19 protein-coding genes and 1 pseudogene are annotated in these 23,571 nt (G+C 62.7%); 2 read left to right on the forward strand and 18 right to left on the reverse strand.

The annotated features are described in order from the left end of the window. Positions 1 to 104: 104 nt before the first annotated feature. Positions 105 to 919: pseudogene (locus J2W68_RS14325) on the forward strand (IS3 family transposase); the annotation flags it as partial. Between the two features lie 113 nt (positions 920 to 1,032). Here J2W68_RS14325 and J2W68_RS14330 read toward each other — a convergent pair. The 16 genes from J2W68_RS14330 to J2W68_RS14405 form a co-directional block, all read right to left on the reverse strand. Further along, complete coding sequence (locus J2W68_RS14330) at positions 1,033 to 1,617, reverse strand: hypothetical protein (RefSeq protein WP_310237001.1); 585 nt, start codon at positions 1,615 to 1,617, stop codon at positions 1,033 to 1,035. A 1,168-nt stretch (positions 1,618 to 2,785) separates the two neighbouring features. Continuing rightward, a complete protein-coding gene (locus J2W68_RS14335; RefSeq protein WP_310237004.1) occupies positions 2,786 to 3,193 on the reverse strand; it encodes a hypothetical protein in 408 nt (135 codons plus the stop codon). Between the two features lie 409 nt (positions 3,194 to 3,602). Beyond that, the gene (locus tag J2W68_RS14340) at positions 3,603 to 4,601 is read right to left on the reverse strand and encodes a glycosyltransferase family 2 protein (RefSeq protein WP_310237007.1); all 999 of its coding nucleotides are present in this window, start codon (positions 4,599 to 4,601) and stop codon (positions 3,603 to 3,605) included. Position 4,602: 1 nt separating this feature from the next. Continuing rightward, the gene (locus tag J2W68_RS14345; protein ID WP_310237009.1) at positions 4,603 to 5,400 is read right to left on the reverse strand and encodes a glycosyltransferase family 2 protein; all 798 of its coding nucleotides are present in this window, start codon (positions 5,398 to 5,400) and stop codon (positions 4,603 to 4,605) included. A gap of 3 nt (positions 5,401 to 5,403) precedes the next feature. Continuing rightward, positions 5,404 to 5,784: a hypothetical protein gene (locus J2W68_RS14350; RefSeq protein WP_310237012.1), complete on the reverse strand. Its 381-nt coding sequence runs from the start codon at positions 5,782 to 5,784 to the stop codon at positions 5,404 to 5,406. Between the two features lie 7 nt (positions 5,785 to 5,791). After that, positions 5,792 to 7,738 (reverse strand): DUF2142 domain-containing protein, encoded by a 1,947-nt coding sequence (locus tag J2W68_RS14355; protein ID WP_310237015.1) that lies wholly within the window; start codon positions 7,736 to 7,738, stop codon positions 5,792 to 5,794. A 5-nt stretch (positions 7,739 to 7,743) separates the two neighbouring features. Further along, a complete protein-coding gene (locus J2W68_RS14360; protein WP_310237018.1) occupies positions 7,744 to 10,026 on the reverse strand; it encodes a glycosyltransferase family 2 protein in 2,283 nt (760 codons plus the stop codon). Next, the gene (locus J2W68_RS14365; RefSeq protein WP_310237019.1) at positions 10,023 to 12,203 is read right to left on the reverse strand and encodes a glycosyltransferase family 2 protein; all 2,181 of its coding nucleotides are present in this window, start codon (positions 12,201 to 12,203) and stop codon (positions 10,023 to 10,025) included. The genes J2W68_RS14360 and J2W68_RS14365 overlap by 4 nt, the downstream gene beginning before the upstream one ends. Continuing rightward, on the reverse strand, positions 12,196 to 14,079 hold the full coding sequence (locus J2W68_RS14370; RefSeq protein WP_310237022.1) for a class I SAM-dependent methyltransferase: 1,884 nt from the start codon (positions 14,077 to 14,079) through the stop codon (positions 12,196 to 12,198). Before J2W68_RS14370 ends, J2W68_RS14365 begins: the two co-directional genes overlap by 8 nt. Next, positions 14,076 to 15,431 carry an ABC transporter ATP-binding protein gene (locus J2W68_RS14375; protein WP_310237025.1) on the reverse strand — a complete coding sequence of 452 codons (1,356 nt, stop codon included), beginning with the start codon at positions 15,429 to 15,431 and terminating at the stop codon, positions 14,076 to 14,078. Before J2W68_RS14375 ends, J2W68_RS14370 begins: the two co-directional genes overlap by 4 nt. Continuing rightward, positions 15,421 to 16,254, reverse strand: a complete 834-nt coding sequence (locus J2W68_RS14380) for an ABC transporter permease (RefSeq protein WP_430539744.1) — start codon at positions 16,252 to 16,254, stop codon at positions 15,421 to 15,423. Before J2W68_RS14380 ends, J2W68_RS14375 begins: the two co-directional genes overlap by 11 nt. A gap of 4 nt (positions 16,255 to 16,258) precedes the next feature. Beyond that, a complete protein-coding gene (locus J2W68_RS14385; RefSeq protein WP_310237030.1) occupies positions 16,259 to 17,434 on the reverse strand; it encodes a cystathionine gamma-synthase in 1,176 nt (391 codons plus the stop codon). A gap of 82 nt (positions 17,435 to 17,516) precedes the next feature. After that, entirely contained in the window at positions 17,517 to 18,893 is a 1,377-nt protein-coding gene (locus J2W68_RS14390) for a pyridoxal-phosphate dependent enzyme (protein ID WP_310237032.1), read from the reverse strand. Between the two features lie 110 nt (positions 18,894 to 19,003). Beyond that, on the reverse strand, positions 19,004 to 19,225 hold the full coding sequence (locus J2W68_RS14395) for a YdcH family protein (RefSeq protein WP_055246405.1): 222 nt from the start codon (positions 19,223 to 19,225) through the stop codon (positions 19,004 to 19,006). A 470-nt stretch (positions 19,226 to 19,695) separates the two neighbouring features. Then, complete coding sequence (locus J2W68_RS14400) at positions 19,696 to 20,280, reverse strand: hypothetical protein (RefSeq protein WP_310237036.1); 585 nt, start codon at positions 20,278 to 20,280, stop codon at positions 19,696 to 19,698. A 5-nt stretch (positions 20,281 to 20,285) separates the two neighbouring features. Then, positions 20,286 to 20,666 carry a DUF4398 domain-containing protein gene (locus tag J2W68_RS14405; RefSeq protein WP_310237038.1) on the reverse strand — a complete coding sequence of 127 codons (381 nt, stop codon included), beginning with the start codon at positions 20,664 to 20,666 and terminating at the stop codon, positions 20,286 to 20,288. 91 nt (positions 20,667 to 20,757) lie between these two features. On the opposite strand from J2W68_RS14405, the gene J2W68_RS14410 reads away from it, so the two are divergent. Beyond that, the gene (locus J2W68_RS14410) at positions 20,758 to 21,867 is read left to right on the forward strand and encodes a PilT/PilU family type 4a pilus ATPase (RefSeq protein ID WP_310237040.1); all 1,110 of its coding nucleotides are present in this window, start codon (positions 20,758 to 20,760) and stop codon (positions 21,865 to 21,867) included. Positions 21,868 to 21,874: 7 nt separating this feature from the next. Here the strand turns inward: J2W68_RS14410 and maiA are convergent, their stop codons facing one another. Beyond that, positions 21,875 to 22,534 (reverse strand): maleylacetoacetate isomerase, encoded by a 660-nt coding sequence (gene maiA, locus J2W68_RS14415; RefSeq protein ID WP_310237043.1) that lies wholly within the window; start codon positions 22,532 to 22,534, stop codon positions 21,875 to 21,877. Positions 22,535 to 22,538: 4 nt separating this feature from the next. Next, positions 22,539 to 23,531 (reverse strand): fumarylacetoacetate hydrolase family protein, encoded by a 993-nt coding sequence (locus tag J2W68_RS14420; protein ID WP_310237046.1) that lies wholly within the window; start codon positions 23,529 to 23,531, stop codon positions 22,539 to 22,541. Positions 23,532 to 23,571: the final 40 nt, after the last annotated feature.

Consider the following 23,571-nt stretch of genomic DNA (forward strand, 5'->3'; position numbering starts at 1 on the left):
ACCATCTGTTCTTCGGTGAAACGTGACTTCTTCATGTGAGCTCCTGCTGTGGGAACTCTACTTCCGAGCGGATCGAATTAACGAGGACGCTTCAAGACGCTTCAAGACCATCTCAGCGCCGGGAGATGGCCCGAGCAGTGGCCGAAAGCGGACGCACGACCATCCAGCACGCCTGCCTGACCTTCGAGGTCAGCGAGACCCGCTATCGCTACCAAGCAAAGGGCTGTGAACGCCCGGATCGCCGACCGGCTGGTGCGGCTGACCACTGCGTACGAGGATCGGGGATTCGGGCTGTGCTTCCTGCACCTGCGCAACGTCAACGGCTATGGCTGGAACCACAAGCGCGTGTATCGCATCTACCGGGAGCTGGAGTTGAGCCTGCGGATCAAGCCGAAGAAGCGAATCGTGCGTGAGAAGCCCGAGCCGTTGGCGGTGCCGGAGTCGATCAACCAGGTCTGGTTGATGGACTTCATGCACGACCAGCTCGGCGACGGCCGCAACCTCCGACTATACAACGCGCTGGACGACTTCAACGGTTAAAGCCTCGGGATCGAAGTCGACCTGTCGTTGCCCGCGGCGCGTGTGATCCGATCCTTGGAGGGTCATCGAGTGGCGCGGTAAGCCGAGAGTCTTGCGGTGCGATAATGGGCCGGAATACATCAGCGGCGCGCTGCTGAGCTGGGCGGCGCGCCATGGCATCAAGATCGAGCACATCCGGAGGGGCAAGCCGCAACAGAACGCATATAGCGAACGCCACAACCGTACCGTCCGTTACGGCTGGCTTGCACGAACCCTGTTCGACACGATCAAACAGGTGCAGGACGAGGCCACGCGCTGGCCATGGACGTACAACCACGAGCGACAGAATATGGCGCTCGGCAGCATCACGCCGATGCAGAAGTTAGCCGGAGTCGCATAGCCCTACTTTTGGCGACTGCTAGAAATAGGGGATTACCATGCGATGTCTGTAGTGCGGGAGAGATTACCAGAAAGAAACAGGGCGCCCCCACAGGCGCCCTGTTTCTCTAGCTTCTAACTCACACGGATGCTGAACTTAACGGGGCAAAGCGTGATTGAGTCATAAGTATCTTGAGCCAGGAAGACTTGATAATCACCAGCGGCCACCCCTTGAAGGTTTGCCGACAAACGGAATCCCGCCTTGCCTGCTGACTCGACTTTCAACACACGCGCCACGTCCGGTCGATTCACTCCAGCGTTTGATACAGCCGCGTAATCCGCTGCCCCTCTCAATACCAAGGCGAATCTCTCAGGACTTTCCTTACGGTCATTTACGATCCAGCCAGCAGCCACGATATCCCCATCAGCAGAAACACTGACTAAATCACTTCCGGGGTTTTGCGAATTAAGAAGATCCAATGAGCAAGGCGCATTCTTCGCTGACTGGAAAAGGCCTGCGTCGACCGCAACAAAGCTTCCTCCGGGAGCGACCAACAAGCCTGTATTCCCAGAAGGAACAAGCGCCACAGGCTTAATGACTTCGGGCGCCGGCGGCGCACTATCGGCATCGCCCGTGGATGCGGGTGCAGAGACTTCCTGCTGGCACGCGGCAAGAAGCGCTAGAGACAACAACCCAATTGCAGGGCGGAACGGGAACATGTGGAACTCCAACGAAGAGGCGCTAAGCGCGTGGATAGCCTACCAGGGCCTTGATTCTACATTCGCAACCCCAGCTTTGTCCCAGACCTGCCACCGTGATAGATGGGCCAGAGTGAAGGGGTACCGCAAGGAAGAGAGAACTTCACGCCATGATGCGGCTCGAAGTGTAACTCCCTTCGCAATCCATCATCATCTCCTCTTCTCGCTTGTAATGCTTAGTCTGCTCGGCGCGCTCCCGTAATTCCGGAAAGCAAGCTTATGCTAATAGGGCCAAGCGAATGCAGTCCACATGTTGACTTGCCAATCTACGCGTCCTGGATACTGAAATCGACGTCGTTGAAGCCGACGATGCGTGATCTCGTGGGGGCGGAAGGACTTGATCCGCGGATGGGTGGTGACGCAGGTGTTGATCAGCACCCAGACCGCCTGATCCCTTGAGGCATCGTGCGCCGACGGAATCCTCATCGGCACAGCGGAGGTCATGCCCTTTCATCAGAGCATTGCTGACCGGAATCGACGCGTGCCGTTGTATTCTCTTATCAGCTCAGCCGCGATTCACCTGAAATACCGCCCTCGGTCCCGCTCCAGACTTGGGATGGGCCGCCGTGTAGACGGGGCCAACGCACGGCTTCCAAAACAATTTCGCGATCAGCAGCACGCGGCACCAGAAGTTCACGCCGGTAGTCATAAGTTCCGCCACGCAACCGCAGCCTGCGGATTCGCTCGGTGAGAACCGACCAAGAACACGAGGACATCGTCCCGGACCCTGCTGACTCATGCCACGCTCGCGCGAAACCGCTGCGTTCACTTCGAGCCAAAGGTCAGCAGGCCGCCAATGACGTGCTTCGTGCTGCGATGCGCCGACCAAAGCCGCTTCACATGCATATTCTCAGACAACGCAAGAAACACTTCGCAGGCAGCGCACAGCTGGACGACGTGGGCCAGGCCAGATTATCCACAACGCCTCGCTCGGCGCGGTGAAGTGGACTGGCTGCCCATGAGACTGATTCTATCAGGCCGCATGATCGAATCGCGGATCAGATGCCCGAACGCGTCCGGCACGGACTACCGTACTGTGCTGCTGCAGCCGCTGTTCTAAGCGACCCACGCAAGCGAAGCGAGGCGCGGAGTCGTGTTCCCGCGCCGAGGTCTGGCGAGAAACACTGTCTCATTCAGTGATCTGGACGACCCAGCCAGTCTCGCAGCGGGTCACGACATTGTAGGTATCCTGTGCCAGGTGAACCGCGTATGTGCCGGGCGCGACGTCCGCCAGTGCTGCGCCTGCGCGATACCCCGCCGAAGCCGCCGACTCAGACGCGTAGATCTTCGCCACATCGGGCCGCGGGCCACCGGCGATCCCTTTGAGGATGTAGGCGGCTGCGTCGCCGTCCAAGACAATCGCGAATTCCCGCGGCACTTCCTTTCGCGGGTTGAGGACCCAACCCACTGCTTCCAGCGCATCCGCGCGAGTGAGAGAGAGCGTCTCGGCACTGCTGCGCGCTGTGCCGTTGAGCAGGTCCAGCGAGCACGGGGCGCCGCTCGCGCTCCGAAGCGCGGCCTGTTGCTCAGTTGCCATGACGGAAAACGCACCGGGCACAGTCGGTATCAGGCCAGACGCCCCGGGAGGCAGCGGCGAATGGCGCGATGGCTTAGCCCCCGGCTCCTCAGCCTGTGGAGCCGGCGCCTGTGTTGCATCGACCGTTGCCGGCTGCTTTTCATGGCAAGCCACCAAGAGGATGGACAGAGCGGTCGAGAGGAGAAGAAGAGGGCAAGAGAAGCGCATGTGCTGCATCCGGGTTCTAGAGCGCGATGAGCGAAGAGAAACAGCGGGCATATACCCCGCGACGCGCTGGAAAATATCAGCAACCGCCGGTCATGTCAGCCAATCATGAGGAGCCAGCACCCGCTCCGCCGCCTCGCCCCACCCAGCTTTCATTCAGCTAAAGATGCCCTTCCATTATGCATGTGATCGTACAGCCCGCCTCTCAGCGCAACAGACGGTGGATGGCGCGTTTCGGGACGGAAGCAATATCAAATGCGATAAACCCCAGCAACAGTTGCAGCCCAAGAATTACCGGCAACGCCGCCAGCATGACGCGACCCGCCGATGCCGCCACTCCCTCGGCGGCAGCACCCGACCAGAAGTGGATGCCCGCCAGCAGCCCAAGGCTGATCATCAAAATGCCACCAACGAGTTCGATGCTCGCCAACGACATGTCGCGCAGGAAGTAGCTGTAGAAAATCCGTTTCGCGGTGTTGCGGAGGTGCTTATACATGAAATCCAACACGATGCGTCGCACGCTGAGGCCACTCACCTCGTCGCCGTAGCGCGCGTCCATCGGCACGTCCACCACCACTGCCCGCAGCGTGTTGAGGCGAAACAGGATGTCGGTTTCGAAAAAATAACGGTGACTGATCTTGTGCATCGGCAGCTTGGGCACCACCCGCGTGTGGATGGCCGTATACCCGTTTGTGGGATCGAACAGATCCCAATAGCCCGACGATATCTTGGTCATGAAAGACAGTACGGCATTGCCGAAGATACGTATGGCGGGCATGCGCCCGATCTGCGCGAGATCGTAGAAACGGTTTCCTTTCGTGTAATCCGCCTCACCCGACGCGATAGGCCAGACCAGCGCAGGCATGAGGGCCGGCTCCATCTGGCCGTCGCCATCCATCTTGACGACAATGTCGCAGCCGTCACGCTCGGCGCAGACATAACCCGCCATCACGGCGCCGCCAACGCCCAGATTTTTCTGGTTGAAGATCACGACCACACGCGAATCTGCGCAGTCCTTCTCCACCAGACGCCCACTACCGTCGGGGCAATGGTCGTCGACGACATAGATGCGGTCGACCCAATCAGGAATGCCGTCGATCACCCCCAGAATGTGGCGCGTTACCCGGTAGGCAGGAATGACTACGGCGACAGAGCAGGTAGCCTGCTCACCCTCATGGTGTCGTGGCGACACGCGAAACACCATGTCAGTGTCCTCCAGCCCGGTACGAGCATGCATAGGCCCGAGCCAGAAGTGCGGCAATCGGTGCGGGCCAGAGCGACGCGAACATCGCTGCGTCCTCGCGCGCACGTGTACCATCGCGCACGCCTGCGCTGGTCTCGCTGGCTTCATGGATGCGGTGGGCCATGAGTCGCTCGCGAACGAAGCAGAAACTGCCAGGCCGACGGGCGAGCCGGATCCAGGCCTCCCAGTCGAGATCCACCTTGAGGTCTTCGCGGAACGCGATATCGGTCGCGCCGGGGCCCAGTGTGACCGATGGACAGGCAACCGGACTGCCGAAGCGGAGCAACCTGAGCTTGTCTGCTTCGCGACTAATGCATGGCCGCCACAGGAATCCGAGCTCCAGCAGAACCCGCTTGATTCTCAACATCACAGTGCGCGAACGCTCGGTCTCACCAAGCAATTCAACATAATCGGTCATCACCAGCACGGCGTCGGGTGACGCCTCGACGGCTCGCATGGTACTGGCGAGAAACTCCGGCAGGTAGAGATCGTCCTGGTGCGCAATGGTCACCCAGCGCCCTGCTGCCTGCGCCCGGGCTGCGTTCCAATCCCGGCCAATGCCACCTCTCGACGTATGCACGTAATAGCGCGCGCCAAAGCGCGCCGCCAGCGCCTCCAGCTCTTCGCTCGGGGTGGACGTCGAAACAACAATCTCCGAGCCCCCGAGCGTCTGTGCAGCAAGCGATGCCAAGCAGTCTGCGAGGTGTGGTGAGCAACCGTAGGCGGGCACTACAAAGCTGTGGTCGAGCGTTCTTGACATCGGTCAGGACACCTTGCCGGTCAGGGTCATCATCAAAACCCCAACCGAAACAAGCATCAACCCGACCCATTGCAGGGATGCCAAGCGCTCGCCGTACAACCACCAACTGGACAGCGCGATAAGGAGATAGAAGAACGATCCCGAGATCGCGAAGGCCACGCCCAGCTTGACGCGGCTGACCACCACGACCCATGTCAGGAAACCCAATCCCTGTATCGCGATCGCGGCGATGACCTCCGGTGACAGGCACGCTGTAATCAGCCATTGAAGTCCCTGAGGTACCGGTTCGCGTTGGGCGATCTGGGTCACCGCACGCTTCACGAGAAGCTGGCTACCGAGCGTGGAGCAGGTAACGAATACGATCATGAGAATTTCGCGGATCATGGCGAACTCAGGGGTAATAGCGCGCAATCAGCGCAAAAAGCCCGTTGCCGAGCGCAAGCATCATGATGGCAGGCACCACGACTACCAATCCGCGCTGGACCACATTGGCGGATCGACCTGCCCAGAACGGGCCTGCTGAGAAACACAGCGCGAACGCGGCGCACGGAATGAAATAGCGCCCCTGAAGACCCATGATGATCACCGAGCTCTCTCCGCTCCAGAACAGATACAGCGGGAGGCTGAGCATCGCGACCGCGCCTGCGGCGAACACCCAGCCCCATGCGATGGTGGGAAGCGGAGCCCGGAGCGCCGGCCGGCCCATGAACACACTTGCAGCAAGACAGAACAGCAGCCCAAGGTAGCTGGCCTTGGCCAACGAGACGTCCAGCCAACCCAGCGCAGCCAGCATCGACTTGAGTATCCACAGTCCATACGTGCTGACGAAGGTATTGACGAACAGACGGATCACTTCCAGTGGACTTTCGATCATCCTCATCAGGTTTGCAGCCGGATCCACCCCCTGTAACGGCGTGGCAGAGGACGACGCGTACATGACCCAGGCGATGTGGATCGCAAACGGAATCAGCATGTACTTCACGGCCGCCGGAATGAAGCTTCCGACCTGTCGCAGCCAAGCTGGCCGCGCAAACACGATCGCGATCAACACCCAGGCTGCGCCGGGCTTCGAAAATGCCAGACATATCGCAAGAGGCCCGAGTACCCAGAGCGCACGGCGCACGGGTATACGTTCTTCAGCGACGCCACATACCGCACCCAGCCACGCAAGCGAAGTGGCGATATAGAGTGCGTCGGCCGAAACCGAGGCGATCTGGTAAATCGACATCGGCAACAGCGCGCACACGAACAGTACCCAGCGCGCGCGCACGGTCGCCCAGATACCCAAGGCGATCAGCGCCGTTGCCAGAAGCAGATTACCCAGGCGCGCGAGCAGCAGAAAGACGCCCAGGTCCTGGCCGGTGGCGCAGCTGAACGCGTATGCCGCTGCGGGCATTACATAAAGCGTCGGCGAATAGCCGTCCGCCCCCTTGGGCAGATCCGCCGTGGTCGGATGGCACGGGACCGGCTCCTGCAACTGGTTGATCAACTGCATGCCGCTGAAATGCACGCTGGGATCGAGATATCCATCGAATCGCCCATACATCGCGTGAATGTTTGGGAACAGCCGATCATCGGTGGCGCCTAGAAAAGCGCCGTTTGCCATCTTGGCCGCCTTCGCGACGTGTGCATACTCGTCGGTGACCGCGCCGGGCGGTGTCACCAGCGCGTAGAGGGTCCCAAAGACGAGCGAGATTGCGACATACAGCAGCACCGGTCCGGGGACGCTGGGCATGACCCGCGTGTGCGACGCATGGCCGGTTGCACGCATGGGCCGCGTCCGCAGCCACCCGATGCCCATCGCCAGGAAGGTGCAGAACAGCGCAACTCCCAGGACCAGCCAATACCGATAATCACCTCTCAAGGTCGCGCCGGACTGTAGTCCCAAGGTAACGTGGGAGTCGGTCGCCCCTTCGATCGGAGCGACCGACACGCAGCCGGGTCCCGAAGACACTGTTCGGACATCGCGACGGTCGATTACCCGGTAGTCCGTCAGGTCGAGCGACCCGCTGCCCGCCCCTGTCACTTCCAGAACGCAAAGCGACGCGGCACTCCCTGCAAGCGGTACCACCCGGATTCGCTCGACAAGCCCGGCGGGCACAAGAACTGAGACATCGCCCTGCGCGTCGGCCGGGAGCGATAGTGAATTATTGTCGTTGAAGTCTTCGTTTCCGGCGAAAAACACACGCGTGCCTTCCGGCACACCCCCTGGAAAAGCAAGGCGCACTTCGGTCACGCCTCGCGACCAAGCCTGGTCAAGCGAGAAGACGCTCAACGTGACGCACAGCAACGCAAGCAACAGCAGCCAGTTGCGCCTGATCACCGAAAGGGCATTCATATAACTCAGCAGTTGTCCGCAGCAGCCACATACTGGAGCTGGGCCCGTGGCGGATAGGCCAGCGTGAAAGGCGCACTCGTCAGACTGAAGTTCACGTTGTAGTAAGGGTCCTGCGCGAGCGCACGTCCCCATCGGCTCTTCATGAAACGTTCTTCGCGCTTGAATCGCTCGATTTTCTCGTGTGTGTTCTCATAGCCGCGTGTTGCGGATTCGTGATGGTAGAGCTCTGCAAAAGGCGTCCACAGATTGCGGTAACCAGCCTCGCGCACACGGATACAGAAATCGACGTCGTTGAATGCAACGACGAGTTCCTCGTCGAGCCCACCCACTTCCTCGAAAACAGACCGCCGCACGAGCGCGCATGCGGCCGTCACCGCGCTGACGCTCTGGACCAGGCCCGCACGATGCTTGTCCCCCGGATAACCACGAGGCATTCCGACATAGGAATGCCCAGCCACGCCGCCGATACCCAGGACCACGCCCGCGTGCTGGATCGTGTCGTTTGGGTAATACAGCATTGCACCGACAACTCCGATCTCGATGCGGTTCGCATGCGACACCATCTCGGTCAGCCAGTGCGGACTGATGACCTCGACATCGTTGTTGAGCAGGCCGATGATCTCGCCTTCGCTGTGTTCCGCACCGAAGTTGTTGATCTTCGAATAGTTGAACGGCGCATCGTACGCCAGCACTCGCACGTTCGATTGCCGGGTGATGCGCTTGAAATAATCGAGGGTGTCGGGCTCAACGGACCCGTTGTCCACGATCACGATCTCGTAATTGCGGTAGGCCGTGCGTTGCAGGATCGAGTCGACGCACTGGCGCAGCAGGTCCACGCGATCCCGGGTGGGGATCAGCAGGCTGACGCGCGGTTGCGGTTCCGGGATCGCGTGTGCGATGTGGTAGTAACCGCTGTAACCCGGCATTTCCTCGACTGTCGCCGGGGTGCCGGTGCGGTCGAAATGATCCTGAATCGCGCGCATGGCGGCGAAGTGCGCGTAGCTTTTTTCGCCGGGCGCCATCGCCGTTGACCCCTCGATCATGCGCCAGTGGTAGAGCACCTTGGGGACGTGCCCGATCTGGTCCGCGTCCAGGCGTTCGGTGGCGCGGAGCGTCAGATCCCAGTCCTGGGCGCCATCGAAACCCTGGCGGAATCCACCGATCTCCTCGATCAGGTCACGCGCGTAGATACCCAGGTGGCAGACGCAGTTCTGGGACAGGAACAGGTCCGGATTCCAGTCGGACTTGAAGTAGGGATCGCTGCGCTTGCCATGGACGTCGATCTTGTCCTCGTCGGTGAATAGCATGCGCCAACGCGGGTTCCGGTCCAGTTCCACGGCGCACCATGCCAGCGCCAGCGGATGCAGCGCATCATCATGGTCGAGCAGCGCGATGTGGCTGCCGGTCGCGAGCGACAGCGCGCTGTTGGAAGCAGCCGCGATGTGGCCGTTCTCCGTGCGCCTGACCGCCTTGATGCGCGGATCGGATGCCACGTAGTCCTCGATCAGCGCCCAGACCGCGGGATCCGGTGAGGCGTCGTCAGCGATGCACAGCTCCCAGTTCGGATAGGTCTGCGCCCGCACACTTTCGATGCAGGCACACAGCCAGCGCGAATCGGTGTTGTAGGTCGGCACGATCACCGAGAAACAGGGGGATGACCGCAACTCGGGAAGCGATTCGACCGCCAGCGCGATGCCCTCGTCCGAGCAGTCATCATAGAAGTCGACCCAGACCTCGTAGTCGGACACATCGGTGGCCGTCACTACCGAAACGTAGTCGTTGTACAGGTGATATGCCATGCGGCGGGGTCCAGCCAACAGATCCAGCACCGTGCGCCTGAGAAGCGCCATGCGCTTCCCACGTGCCCACAACTCACCGAACATCGCGCGCGCTGCGTCCAGCTTGCCGACGCGCGTGAGGGAGAAGCCGAGGATCTGGAACTCACTCGGCACGATCGTCGGATCAAAACGGAGCGCCGACACATCGGCGGCTAGCCGGACGAGGCGGCGCACCGTGTGGCGACCCTTGCGCGCGTCGGCCAGCGGCATCCAGAGGCGCTCGGCCTCTACCACGTAGCCCCGTCCATAATCGGGATAGAGTGCAGGCCCATGGATCCGGCCGCGGAGCACCTCGAACCCGATCTCCAGCCAGTACCAACCTCCCTGCAATCCCGCAGGGGGCAGCACGACTTCGAAAAAGGGGTCGTTTCCTGACGCGCGCCAGCGCGTACCGGTACCTGCGCCATCCAGGCGCTGGAGTTGCTGGATCGGGAGCAGCTCTGCATTCATTGCAAACGGGCAACTTGGGTATTGGCACGCGGCACGGGGGCTGCAGACCGGGATGGATCGATCGAAAACGCCCGACCGACGAGGGAGAGGTTGGGATTATAGGCAGGATCAGAAACCAGCACGTCATTCCAACGCGTCTTCATCACTTCGATTTCGCTGGCGAAACGGGCAAGTTTTTCCGGATTGTCTTCATGTCCCCGGCTTGCAGACTCGTGATGGTACATCCACACCCAAGGCAGCCAGAGATTGCGATATCCCGCTTCCGAAATACGAAGGCAGAGATCTACGTCGTTGAAGGCCACGGCAAGCGAGGTGTCCAAGCCATTCACTATCTCGAACACCTCGCGGCGAACGGCTAGGCATGCAGCGGTGACCGCCGAGAATCGTTGGGCCGCGAGTGCGCGGCCGAATTGCCCTGAATGGGTTGCAGGGAACCGGGGATAGGGATGTGCCGCCACACCTTCCACGCCGAGGATCACGCCTGCGTGCTGCAGAGTGTCGTCGGGGTACAGCAATTTGGCACCCACCGCACCGACCCCGGGACGGCAGGCGTGGGTCGCGAGTTCGTACAGCCAGCTGCCCTCGATGATTTCGATGTCGTTGTTGAGCAGCACCACCACATCGGCCGTGGAACCCGCGACAGCACGATTGTTGAGCGCGGAATAATTGAAAGGGGAGTCATCCCGGACGATGCGTACCCGCGTATCACCTCGCAAGCGATCGAGGTAGGCAAGCGTGTCAGGATGCGTCGAACCATTGTCCACGATGGCGACGCCATAGCCCACGCCCTCTGTACGCTCAAGAATGCTGTTGACACAGACCGACAGCAGGTCGACGCGGTCGCGCGTGGGGATAACGATTTCGCAGAACAAATCCGCGGGCAAGTCGTACGCCATCCTAGGCATCTGCGTCTCCGTCGCGACGCGCGCCGCCCTGATGCCGGCGGTGCGCCACTGTCCCAAAGCATGCGCCACCTGCTCTGCCGTTGGAGCCGTCGATCTCAGCGGAGCATGCACAGGCCCCGGTACCGCTCGGTGCCGTCGGGCCAACAACGGCAGATGGCGAACGGCTGAATCACCGGCGTGATCGGCGATGCGCAACGGCAGTAGATGGGGCCATGCCAATCCGTCCTCACGCACGGCGCCCTCGATCTCCTGCAACAGGTCGCGCCGATAGAACGACGAGGGTCCTACGGCGTCGTGCTGGTACTGCAGGTCGGGGTCCCAGGCAGGCTTGAAATAAGGGGCACTCGGCACACCTGACGCATCAACGAAATCCTCATCGGTATACAGAAGTGCTATTTCTCCCGCCTCCACCAAGGTATCGCGGATCTGCATCAATGCTTGCGGTTCAATCCTTTCATCAGCAGCAATCCAGCTGATATAGCGTCCTCGGGCCTGATCCAGGCCCGGCATAGGCTGCCGTACAACCGAAGCCAATACGCGCACTGCCGGATGGATTCCAGTATCTGCCGCAAGCGGCACGAGAAGCTCGACTCCGGGTGCCAGCGATGCCCCCAGATCTGCCGCCGCAGCCCGCAGGCTCGCCCGGTCAGAGCCCGGCAGAAGCACCAGTGTCAGGACGACGTCGCCCGGAACATTGTCGGTCCGCGCCGCGCTCGCGTGCTCCTCTGCGTTTGCCTCAAGCCAACGCAGGTATGCAGCGCTTTGATTGCCTGCTTCAATGGTGCGATACGCCGGCCAGAGCCGCTCCGCACGTACACTGGCCGGCAAAGCAAGAAGCGCGTCGAAACGGGCAGACGTCCCACGCAACGCGCGCCACATTCTCCAGACCGCCTCACTCGGCGGGATGGCATCGAACCGGATCGCCACAAGGCTGAATCGACCAGGCCGCGTGGTGGGGTCGAACCGCAGATGCCCGAGCGGCCCTCCGACACGGACAACCGCATCGATCCCCCCGCCCTCTGCGATATCGAGATCCTGACGCTCCGCTTCGCTGATGCCGGCCCCACAATCCAAGTACACGCTCGGCAGTGAAAGCGGACCTTCTACGGCAATCCTCAGTCGGTACCATCCAGCCGCGAGCCCCCGGCGCAGAGCGAACACGAGGTGAGGATCACTACCGTCGCTGTAAAATCCAGCGGCATCGGCGGAGATTTGCGAACTCGCAACCAGCGTCCAGCCCGCCGGAATGTCGATCGATCCCGCGTCAATCATGGCGATGCATTTTCTTCCACCAAGGCCTGGCCTGGGTCGCCTCGATTCGGTCTACAGCGGCACCGATCGCCTCAAGGCGCTCAAAGCGAGCATCAAGGGACTCGATCCTGGCCGAAAGTTCCTGAATCTGCCCAAGGTGATCGGCCCGCGCATCCAACGCAAACTGTGCCGCGCAATTCGCAGCGTGCTGCAATGTGGCGATCGCGCTGGACGCTGCGGATGTGCCCGAGGCAGATACTGCTGCATCGTGCGCGATGCTAGACAATCTATCAGCGGCATTGGTCAGACTGCCCTCGATATTCGACAGGCGATCGTGAGAGGCGTCCATCGCGAGCTGCAGGCCACCGCATTGCTCGCCCGCTAGAACTGCAGCCTGTGATGCTCTTTGGCTTGCGGCAGCAACATCGCGGGCCTCCTGCATCATTTCCTCCAAAAGACCCCGCACATGGTTGTCATTGGATCGCTCCGCGGCTGCAATTGCAGCCTGGGCCGCCTGCTGGCTTGCACCTGCAATACCGCGGGTCTCCTGCAGCATTTCCTCCAAAAGACCCCGCAAATGGCTGTCATTGGATTGCTCCGCGGCTGCAATCGCAGCCTGGGCCGCCTGCTGGCTTGCACCTGCAATACCGCGGGTCTCCTGCAGCATTTCCTCCAGCAGGTTGCCAACGTGCACGCGCGAGCGCGCAGAAACCAGCACGCCATCAACTGCGGATCGCAGGGCCTCGACGCTCGCCTCCGCAGCCTGGTCAACCACCACTGATTCGAAATCGATCGTGATCTCGATGCTTTGGACGTCGGGATCTGCAAACTCGGGAATGTCGAGTTCTACCTGCGGATCCTGATGGAGTGAGACCCATCGCAGCCAGCTGGGTGCACGAGGGGGGAGCAGATCCCCATCAAGGCCAACCACACGGCCTTCGAGATTTTCGATCTCGTGCAGAATGCGACCATCGTCGGAGAGTAGCGAGCAGCTGACGATGCCGAAGATTCCGGCGCGCTCTGCAGGATCGATACGGATGCGCGCGACACGATCACCCTTGACAACGGGGAACCGCAGCGCCGCAGGGCCAGTTGAGAGCAGCCTGCTGACGCATGCCTGCCGTGAATCATCGAAATCGCCACCAATCTCCCTGAAGTAGACGCGCACGTCCTCGTAAGTTGGCGGCGCCATTGCAACATGATCCCTCATCGGGTCGGGCGCTATCCCGGCCAGGAATTCTGCCAGCGATGCGTCGCTCGCGAACGCATCGGCGAAGGCCTGCATTTCTCCGGGCACAGAACCACCCACCAGCACCACGCCAAGGCCGTTGCTGTGCAGGAAATTGAACGTGGAATACCGTTCCGACAGCTCACGCAGGAAGCGCCCGACGCCGAACCCACGCGCCTCGACGGCCGTATCGTGCAGCAACACGACCGCGCGCGAACTCAGTTTCGGCAGCCAGGTCTCGAAGTCGTGGCGGACGGCTTCATAGGTGTGCAGGCCATCGATATGCAGCAGGTCGATGCTGCCATCTTCGAACTCCGCAACCGCATCGTCGAAAAACTTGCGGCAGAGACGGGAGAACCGTCCATATCGGGGGTCATGGTAAGCGCGCAGCGTCTCCAGCACGCCTTCACCATAGGCCTGGGCATGTGCATCGCCCTGCCACGAATCGACCGCAACGCAGCGGGTCGGCAATTTCAGATGGTCAACCGCCTGGCAGAAGGCGAGATACGAATTGCCCGAGTGCGTGCCGAGCTCCACCACCAGATCCGGGCGCATCAGGTCGATCGCGAGATAGGCGAACGGAATGTGGCCGATCCAGGAATACGGTAGCGACAGGTGCGGGCGCAACAGCGTCACCGGATGCCGTTCTAGCTTGAATGCCTCGGTCACTCGAGCACCTCCAATGCGATTCTGGACATGGGCAGGCCGAGGATGCCGATCGACCAGGACTGGCACAGCGACTTCAGTGCGAGCGCTTCGTGCACCCAGTGCTGGATCACATGTTCGTCCTTGCTGCCGTCGGCGATTCCCACCGTGATGAAGTAATCCCCCGCCTTCAGGCGCGGCATCTCGAACTCGAACCGGGCGCGGGCACGCGTGCCTTCCGCGAATCCCGCTTCACGACCCAGGGTCGATACGTAAGTGTTGTCGCCGAACAACAGCTGACCCAGCCGGTCCTTGACGTAAAACCCGACGATCGGCCGCTCGAGCTGTCCGTCCGCGACGAAATCGATGTCGAGAACGACGGATTCGCCACCCACGCACCACGACAGATCGCGACCCTGATCATCGCGCAGCGTGACCTCGCTGATCCGTGCCCGCATCTCGCCGAATCCCTGGACCTCCGGATCGAACGCCCGAACCTCGATGTCGTTCCGCAGATTGGACGCATTGACGAGATCGCGACGCATGTCGTGCCGCTGCCGTACTTCGACGGCACCTTCGCCGCCGGCAGTGCGCATCGACGCCTCGCCCTGCCGGCTGGAGATCACCGATTCGAGATACTGCTGGACGACATCACGCGACTCGCCGTAGGCCATGGTCTTGCCGCCATCGATCCACAGCGCCTTGTCACACAGTCCGGTGACGGCGGCATCGTCATGGCTGACGAACAGCAGGGTGCCCCGCGCCTTGAACTCGCGCAGGAAACGCATGCACTTCTGGGTGAAGAACGCATCGCCGACCGCAAGCGCCTCGTCGATGATCAGCACGTCGGCGTCGACGTGGGCCATCACCGAGAACGCCAGCCGCATGACCATGCCACTGGAATAGTTGCGGATCGGCTGGTCGATGAACGCGCCGATGTCGGCAAAGTCAAGGATCTGCTGCATCCGCGCATCGATCTGGGCGCTGGTGAGCCCCAAGATCGACGCGTTGAGATGGACGTTCTCACGGCCCGTGAAATCGGGATTGAAGCCACTACCCAGCTCGAGCAGCGCAGCGATCCGTCCCTGGATGGCGACCTGGCCCTCGGTCGGTGCCAGCGTGCCGGCGATCATCTGCAGCAAGGTCGACTTGCCGGAACCGTTCTTACCGATGATGCCGAGCGTCTCGCCCCGCCTGACCTGAAGGCTGATGCCACGCAAGGCCCAGAATTCACGGTAGAACCGGCGCGAGTCGCCGAACAGGCCCTGCAGCAGTCGATGCGAGGGCCGCTCGTAGATCTGGTAGCACTTGCCGACGCCGCACGCGTCGATGACTAGGTCGTCGTTGCCGGTCTCCACGCCGATTTCAGAGGACATCGGCAAACCCCCGACGGGTCTTCTGGAACACAGCGAACGCCAGGTAGGCAAAGAACATCGCCCCCAGCAGGTACACCCCCAGCCCCGCCCAGTCCGGCATCCGCCCCCAGAACGCAACCTCGCGTATCTGGTCAATGATGAAGGTCAGCGGGTTGAGCCGGAAGACCGCCTGATACGACTCCGGCAGCGTCTCGACCGGGATGATGGCCGATGACAGGAACAACATCGCGGTTGCCAGCACGCCGGTGATCTGCCCGATGTCCCGCAGGAACACGCTCAGCGACGACAGCAGCCAGATCGTCCCCAGGGCCACGAAGGCAAGCGGCACCAGGACGAACGGCCAGAACACCAGCGTCCAGTGGATCTCGCCGCGAAGCAGCAGGTTGAGGATCACGAACACCACGATGTTGGTCGTCGCATGGAACAGCGCCGACAGCACGACCGTCCAAGGCAACACTTCCAGCGGAAACACGATCTTCTTGACCAGGTTCACGTTGCCGGAAATAAGCGTTGGTGCCCGCGTCAGGCACTCGGCAAAAAAGCCGTGTGTCAGCAGGCCGAGGAACAACAACATCGCGAAATCGGCCGTGTTTCCGCTGGTGCCCGGCCATCGCGCCTTGAGAATGTAACCGAAGGCAAGCGTGTAGACGATCAGCATCAGGAATGGACTGATCAGCGACCACAACAGGCCGAAGCTCGCACCCCGGTAGCGTCCCAGGATGTCGCGGCGCGACAACTCCAGCGTCAGGGACCGATGTCGGGTCCAGGCGCTGAACGGCCCGCCGAGGGAGAACAGCGGGGTTGGTTTCATACTGGTACGCATTCGGTCAGCGCTCCAGCGCGCGGGCAAGATCAGCACGTAGATCGTCCAGCGCCTCGACGCCGACGCTCAACCGCACCAGATCATCGTGTATTCCCAGCGCGGCCCGCCGCTCCACCGGCACCGACGCATGCGTCATCACCGCCGGATGGTTGACCAGGCTCTCCACCCCGCCGAGTGACTCGGCCAGGGTGAACAGTTCGGTGCGTTCGCAGAAACGCTTCGCGGCCTCGAAGCCGCCCTTGATGCGCACCGAGATGATGCCGCCGAAGCCGTCCATCTGGCGCTTGGCCAGTGCGTGCTGTGGGTGCGAGGCCAGGCCCGGATAGATCACCTGCTCGACCGCGGCGTGGCCCCCGAGGAACTCGGCCAGCGCCTGGGCGTTCAGGCAATGCGCCTGCATGCGCAGATGCAGGGTCTTGAGCCCGCGTAGCGCCAGGAAGCTGTCGAACGGGCCCTGGACCGCGCCGGCGGAGTTCTGCAGGAAGGCGAGCTGTTCGGCAAGCTCGGCATTGTCGTTGACGACGAGCATGCCGCCGACCATGTCGGAGTGGCCGTTGAGGTATTTCGTGGCCGAGTGCATGACGATGTCGGCGCCGTGTTCGATCGGGCGCTGCAGGATGGGCGAGGCGAAGGTGTTGTCGACGACGACGAGCAGGCCGCGCCTGTGCGCGATGTCGGCGATCGCCTGGATGTCGACGATCTTCAGCATCGGGTTGGTCGGGGTCTCGATCCAGACCAGCTTCGTCTTCGCCACAATCGCGGCTTCAAACGCGACCGGATCGGTCATGTCGACGTAGCTGAAGGACAGCCCGGCGCTGCGCGTGCGCACGCGCTCGAACAGGCGGTAGCTGCCGCCGTAGAGATCGTCCATCGCGATCACGTGATCGCCGCTGTCGAGCAGCTCGAGCAGGGTCGCGGTGGCGGCCATGCCGGATGCGAATGCGAAGCCGCGGCTGCCGCCTTCCAGGCCCGCAACGCAGCGCTCGTATGCAAAACGCGTCGGATTGTGGGTACGCGAGTACTCGAACCCCTGGTGCTCGCCCGGGCTGGACTGGGCATAGGTCGAGGTGGCGTAGATCGGGGGCATCACCGCGCCCGTCGAGGGATCGGGCGATTGACCGGCATGGATTGCCAAGGTGGCCAGCGCGTAATCGCGATGCCGGGAACTGGATTCGGACATGACAGCTTCCTGAAAGGACGGGAGATTCTAGCCAGCAGCCCTGAACGACAGGTTCAGAGCCGCGGCGATCAACGCATTTGCGTCACTGCACCCGCCGCCGCAGATAGTTCAGCAGGTCGATCCGGGTGATCAGGCCGAGGAACTTGTCGCCGTCGGTGACGATTGCGACCTGACCGCGGTCGAACACCGGCAGCAAGGCCTCGACCGGAGATTTGACGTCCAAAAAGTCGAGCTTGCTGACCATGGCAGTCGAAACCGGATCGCGGAACCGCGCTTCGTCGCCGTAGACATGCAGCAACACGTCGCTTTCGTCGAGGATGCCGACGATGCGATCGCCGTCCATGACCGGCAGCTGGGAGATCTCGTAGAGCTTCATGCGCTGGTACGCCGTGACCAGCAGGTCGGTCGGCTGCAGCACTACGGTGTCTCGGCGCGAGAACGGGCGCAGGATCAGGTCGCGCAGGTCACCGTGCTGCTCGCGCTCCAGGAAGCCGTTGTCGAGCATCCAGTAATCGTTGTAGAGCTTGCTCAGATATTTGTTGCCGGTGTCGCACACGAATACCAGCACTTTCTTGGGCGAGGTCTGCGCGCGGCAGTACTTGAGGGCGGCGGCGAGCAGCGTGCCGGTCGACGAGCCGCCGAGAATCCCCTCGGTGCGCAGCAGCTCGCGCGCGGCGAGGAAGCTTTCCTGGTCGCTGATCGCATACGCCTGCTTGACCCGCGAGAAATCGGAGATGTCCGGCAGGAAATCCTCGCCGATGCCCTCGACCATCCAGCTGCCCGACTTGTCGTTGAGCACGCCGTCGTTGATGTATTCGGCGAGGATCGAGCCGACCGGATCGGCCAGCACCAGTTCCACGTCCGGCGCGTCCTTGGCAAAGCAGCGCGACAGGCCGGTCATCGTGCCCGAGCTGCCGCAACCGAAGACGATTGCGTCCAGCCCGCCCACCTCACTCATCTGCCGCAGGATCTCCGGCCCGGTGCCGTGCTCGTGCGCAGCCGGGTTGTCGGGATTGCCGAACTGGTTGATGAAGTACGCGCCCGGGGTCTCGCGCGCGATGCGCTCGGCGAGGTCCTGGTAGTACTCGGGATGGCCCTTGGCAACGTCGGAGCGGGTCAACACAACCTCGGCGCCCATCGCCTTGAGATTGAAGATCTTCTCCCGACTCATCTTGTCCGGGACCACGAGGATCAGCTTGTAGCCCTTCTGCTGCGCCACCAGCGCCAGGCCGATGCCGGTATTGCCGGCAGTGCCTTCCACCAGCGTCGCGCCGGGCGCGATGTCGCCGCGCGCTTCGGCGGCCTCGATCATGCGCAGACCGATGCGGTCCTTGATGGAGCCGCCCGGGTTCTGGCTCTCGAGCTTGAAATAGAGTTCGCAGGGGCCCGCATCGAGGCGGCGCGCACGCACGATGGGCGTGTCGGCGATCAGGTCGAGAACGGAGTCGGCGATCGGCATTGCAGGTCCGGGTTGCAGCGAGACAGATCCCGATTATCGCATCCGCGGACAACATTCGCGGGCGGTGGCGACCGACGAGGATGGCCACCACCGCCCGCGACAGCCGGAACCTAGTGTTTCTGCATCTGGTCGTACATCTGGGTCAGGCGATCCTTTGCCGCGAGCTTTTCGCGCTTCATCTGCGACAGCGTGGTCTCATCGACGGCGAACACGCCGAGCTCTGCGTTCAGCACCTTCTTGTCCAGCTCTTTGTGCCGGTAGTAGAGCTGCCGGAACTCGACGTTTCCTTTCATGATCTCTTCGAGTTCGGTCTGCGATTGCGCTTCGAACATGGAATCCTCCTGACTGGAAATACGAACGCCCCGACCAGCGACGGACGGGGCGCTACGTGGGCTGCTTCCAGGAACGAAGGGCGGACGATCCGATCAGGTCACCCTCATCGTCCTGCGGACGGCGTGCGGGGACCTCGTGGGGGATCATCTCGGTCATCGGCCTGGCTCAGTGACCAGGTGGCGGAAGGAATCAGTGCCACCCGGACAACCGACCCTACTCCTCGGATCGGGGGGCCACAAGAGCGGAAATCCGGATTACGGGCAGGCGTGAGCACTAGACACGGAAACGTTTACAAACCGACCTGGCAGAAAGCGCTTCATGATGCGATTGCCTGCCCAATAATCGCGCAAGTCATTGATTTCTATTGCATTCAGTCTGACAAAAAACTAACAGGCGTCTCTCAGCCACACAGACACTGCGCCGCCAGGCGCAATACTGGCGCCCGGCGACCGCTGTCGGCCACCTCCGGTCAGGGCTGCTCGAGGCTCTTCAGCAGTTCGGCCTCACGGCGACGCAATTCGGCGTCGCGCTGGCGTGCGGCGCGCAGCTTGGCCGCTTCACCGCTGGCCACGCCCTGCAGCACTGTCTCAGCCTGTTGGCGAGCGGCGCCCTCTTCCTCGGCAGCCAGACGCAGACGCGCGGCCTCCTCGGTCTGGATCTGGGCCTGGATACGCAGACGCTCGGCTTCCTGGCGGGCACGCACAGCGTCCTGACGACTGGCCTCGACGATCAATGCGCTGCGCTCGCGCTCGAGCTGGGTCAGCTCGCGGCGCGTGGCTTCCGTGCGGGCCGCCAGTTCGGCCGTCTCCACACGCCATTGCGCGATCTGCAGCGCGGCAGCCCGCTGACTGCTGCGGGCAGACGTCAACGCTGCCAACGACTGGCGCGCCTGCAGACGCTCATAGGCGGCTGTGCCGGCAGTGTCGGGATTCGAATCAATCGCCTGCAGTCGCTGCTGCAGGATCGCCGCCTCGCCTTCCGGCGCGGACTGGGCAATGGCGGCGAACGGGACCAGCAGCGCCAGCATCAGGCCATAAGAAGTCTTCGATCGCATGGTGCTCATTCCTCCACCTGCAGCCGCTGGCGCAGGTTGGTGATCTCGGCCCGACGCGCGGACAGTTCGGATTCGGTCTCTGCCTGCCGCGCGCGGGCATGGGCGAGGTCGGCGAGCGCGCTGGCGGACAGCGCGAGCGTGCGCGCCTCGTCCCCGCGCCCCGCGCCCATCGCGGCCTGGGCCTGCGACAACGCGCGGCGGGCCTGCTCGATATCGCCGGGTGCGTACTGGTCGGCATCGGCATCGCCGGCGCGGGCGACCGAGAGCTGGGCGGCGGCCAGTTCCTCGGTCGGCGGCGGCGTACTCGCGCAGCCGGCGAGTCCCAACACGGCACCGAGGGCGAGGCCCTGCAGCATTGGACGGATGTATGCGAAGCTTGTGTTCATCGAAAATCGTGCCCGGACGCCTGATCGGGTCATTGTGGTCAGCCGCCACCGGATGCGCAACGCAGGCCGGTCGCACGTGGGGAGTTCGTACATGGATATCGGCTACTTCCTGAAGCTGATGACCGATAAAAATGCGTCCGACATGTTCCTGAGCACCGGCGCGCCGGTGTACATCAAGGTCGAAGGCAAGCTCTACCCGCTCGGCAGCACCGGCCTGCCGCCCGGCATGGTCCGCAAAATCGCCTATTCGCTGATGGACGAGAGCCAGATCCAGCAGTTCGAACGCGATTTCGAGCTCAATATGGCGTACTCGCTGCAGGACGCCGGGCGGTTCCGGGTCAACGTGTTCAAGCAGCGCGGCGAAACCGGCATGGTCATCCGCGCGATCCGCAGCAACATCCCGAGCATCGAGGAACTGCAGCTGCCGCAGGTGCTCAAGGACATCATCATGGCCCCGCGCGGCCTGGTGCTGATCGTCGGTTCCACCGGCTCGGGCAAGTCGACCACGCTGGCCTCGATGATCGACTACCGCAATGCCAGTACGTCGGGGCATATCCTCACCATCGAGGATCCCATCGAGTATCTGCACCGGCACAAGAAATCGCTGGTCAACCAGCGCGAGGTGGGGCTGGACACCCTGACCTTCCACAACGCGCTCAAGAACGCGATGCGTGAGGCGCCGGACGTCATCCTGATCGGCGAGATCCTGGACGCGACGACGATGGAAGCGGCGATTTCCTTCGCCGAGACCGGCCACATCTGCCTGGCGACACTGCACTCCAACAACGCCGACCAGACGATCGAGCGCATCCTCAACTTCTTCCCCGAAGCCGCGCACAAGAACGTGCTGATGAACCTCGCGCTGAACCTTCGCGCGGTGGTGTCGCAACGTCTGGTGGTCGGCGACGATGGCCGCCGCCTGCCGGCGACCGAAGTCCTGCTCAACACGCCGATGATTCGGGATCTGCTGCGCCGCGGTCAGGTGCACGAGATCAAGCAGGCGATGGAAGACTCGCTGGAGGAAGGTATGGAAACCTTCGACAAGTGTCTGTTCCGGCTACACAGGGAAGGCCGGATCGACCGTGAAACCGCGTTGCGCGCGGCCGACTCCCGCGATGGTCTGGACCTCAAGTTCCGTCTGTCGGAAGGCGGTTCCGGCAGCCACGACCCTTACGCGGACGTGTTCGCCACCGACCACTGAGGCGCGGTCAGGCAGGCGGCGCGTCCGCCTGTCGTTCCGGCGCCGCGGCGTCGAAAGCGGGCAACGCGGCGCAAACTGACTCGATGCGGCGGATGAGCGGATACGGCGCCAGATCGATGCCGAAGCGACGCGCGTTGTAGAGCTGCGGGACCAACGCACAGTCGGCGATCGTCGGTGCATTGCCGATGCAGAAATCGCCCGCGCCGTGCTGCTGCAGCAAGGCCTCGAAGGCTTCCAGGCCGTCACGCACCCAGCGCGTGACCCAGCGCGTGCGCGCCTCCGGCGGCAGCTGCAGCTCGTGTTCGAGGTACTGCAGTACACGCAGGTTGCCGAGCGGGTGGATGTCGCAGGCGACCAGCTGCGCGAGTGCGCGGGCGCGCTGCCGCGACAGCGCATCGCCCGGCAGCAGCGGTACGTCCGGAAAGGTCTCGTCGAGGTATTCGATGATCGCCAGCGACTGGGTCAGTACCGCATCCCCGTGCTGCAGCGTCGGCACCAGCTTCTGCGGATTGCGCGCGGCAAATGACGGCAGCCGCTGCTCGCCGCCGCCCTGCACCAGATGCACCGGCACGCTGTCGAATGCCAAGCCCTTGAGATGCAGGGCGATACGCACGCGATAGGCCGCGCTGGAGCGCCAGTAGGTGTGCAGCGTCAGCGCGGCCGTCATCGGCTTACTCCGGCAGTGCCTGGCGTTCGATCACCTGCTCGATCGCACCGAAGATGCTCGCGCCATCGGCGTCGAGCATCTCGATGCGCACGGTGTCGCCGAACGCCATGAACGGCGTCTTCGGCGCGCCCTGCTCCAGCGTCTCGACGGTGCGCTTCTCGGCGAAGCACGATGCGCCCTTGGAGGTGTCCTCGTTGGCGATCGTGCCCGATCCGACGATCGTGCCGGCGACCAGCGGTCGCGTTTTCGCCGCATGCGCGACCAGCTGCGAGAAGTCGAACTGCATGTCGACGCCAGCTTCGGGCGCGCCGAACCATTCGCCATTGATGTGCGTGAGCAACGGCAGGTGCAGCTTGTTGTCCTGCCAGGCACCGCCCAGCTCGTCCGGGGTGACGAACACCGGGCTCAGCGCCGAACGCGGCTTGGCCTGCAGGAAGCCGAAGCCCTTGGCCAGCTCGCCTGGAATCAGGTTGCGCAGGCTGACGTCGTTGACCAGACCGATCAGCTGGATATGTCCCGCGGCCTGCTCGGGCGTGACCGCCATCGGCACGTCGTCGGTGATCACGACGATCTCGGCCTCGAGATCGATCCCGTGGTCTTCGCTGGTCACCTTGACGGTGTCGCGCGGGCCGTAGAATCCGGCGCTGGTCGCCTGGTACATCAGCGGATCGGTGTAGAAGCTCTCCGGCACTTCGGCGCCACGCGCGCGGCGCACGCGCTCGACGTGCGGCAGATAGGCGCTGCCGTCGACGAACTCGTAAGCCCGGGGCAGTGGCGCGGCCAGGCGCGCGACATCCAGATCGAACACGCCGTCGGCGTCGCCGGCATTGAGCGATTCGTACAGCGCGTTGAGACGCGGCGCGGCGTTCGACCAGTCGTCGAGCGCCTGCTGCAGCGTCGCCGCAATGCCGGTCGCGCGCACCGCGCGGCCCAGGTCGCGCGAGACAACGATCAGGGTGCCGTCGCGGCCGCCCTCCTTCAAAGAACCCAGCTTCATGGCAACTCCGGTTAGCGTCGGCTATCTGTTGCGATTGTAA

It is taken from the genome of Luteimonas terrae (assembly GCF_031457535.1).
Lineage (GTDB): Bacteria > Pseudomonadota > Gammaproteobacteria > Xanthomonadales > Xanthomonadaceae > Luteimonas > Luteimonas terrae_A.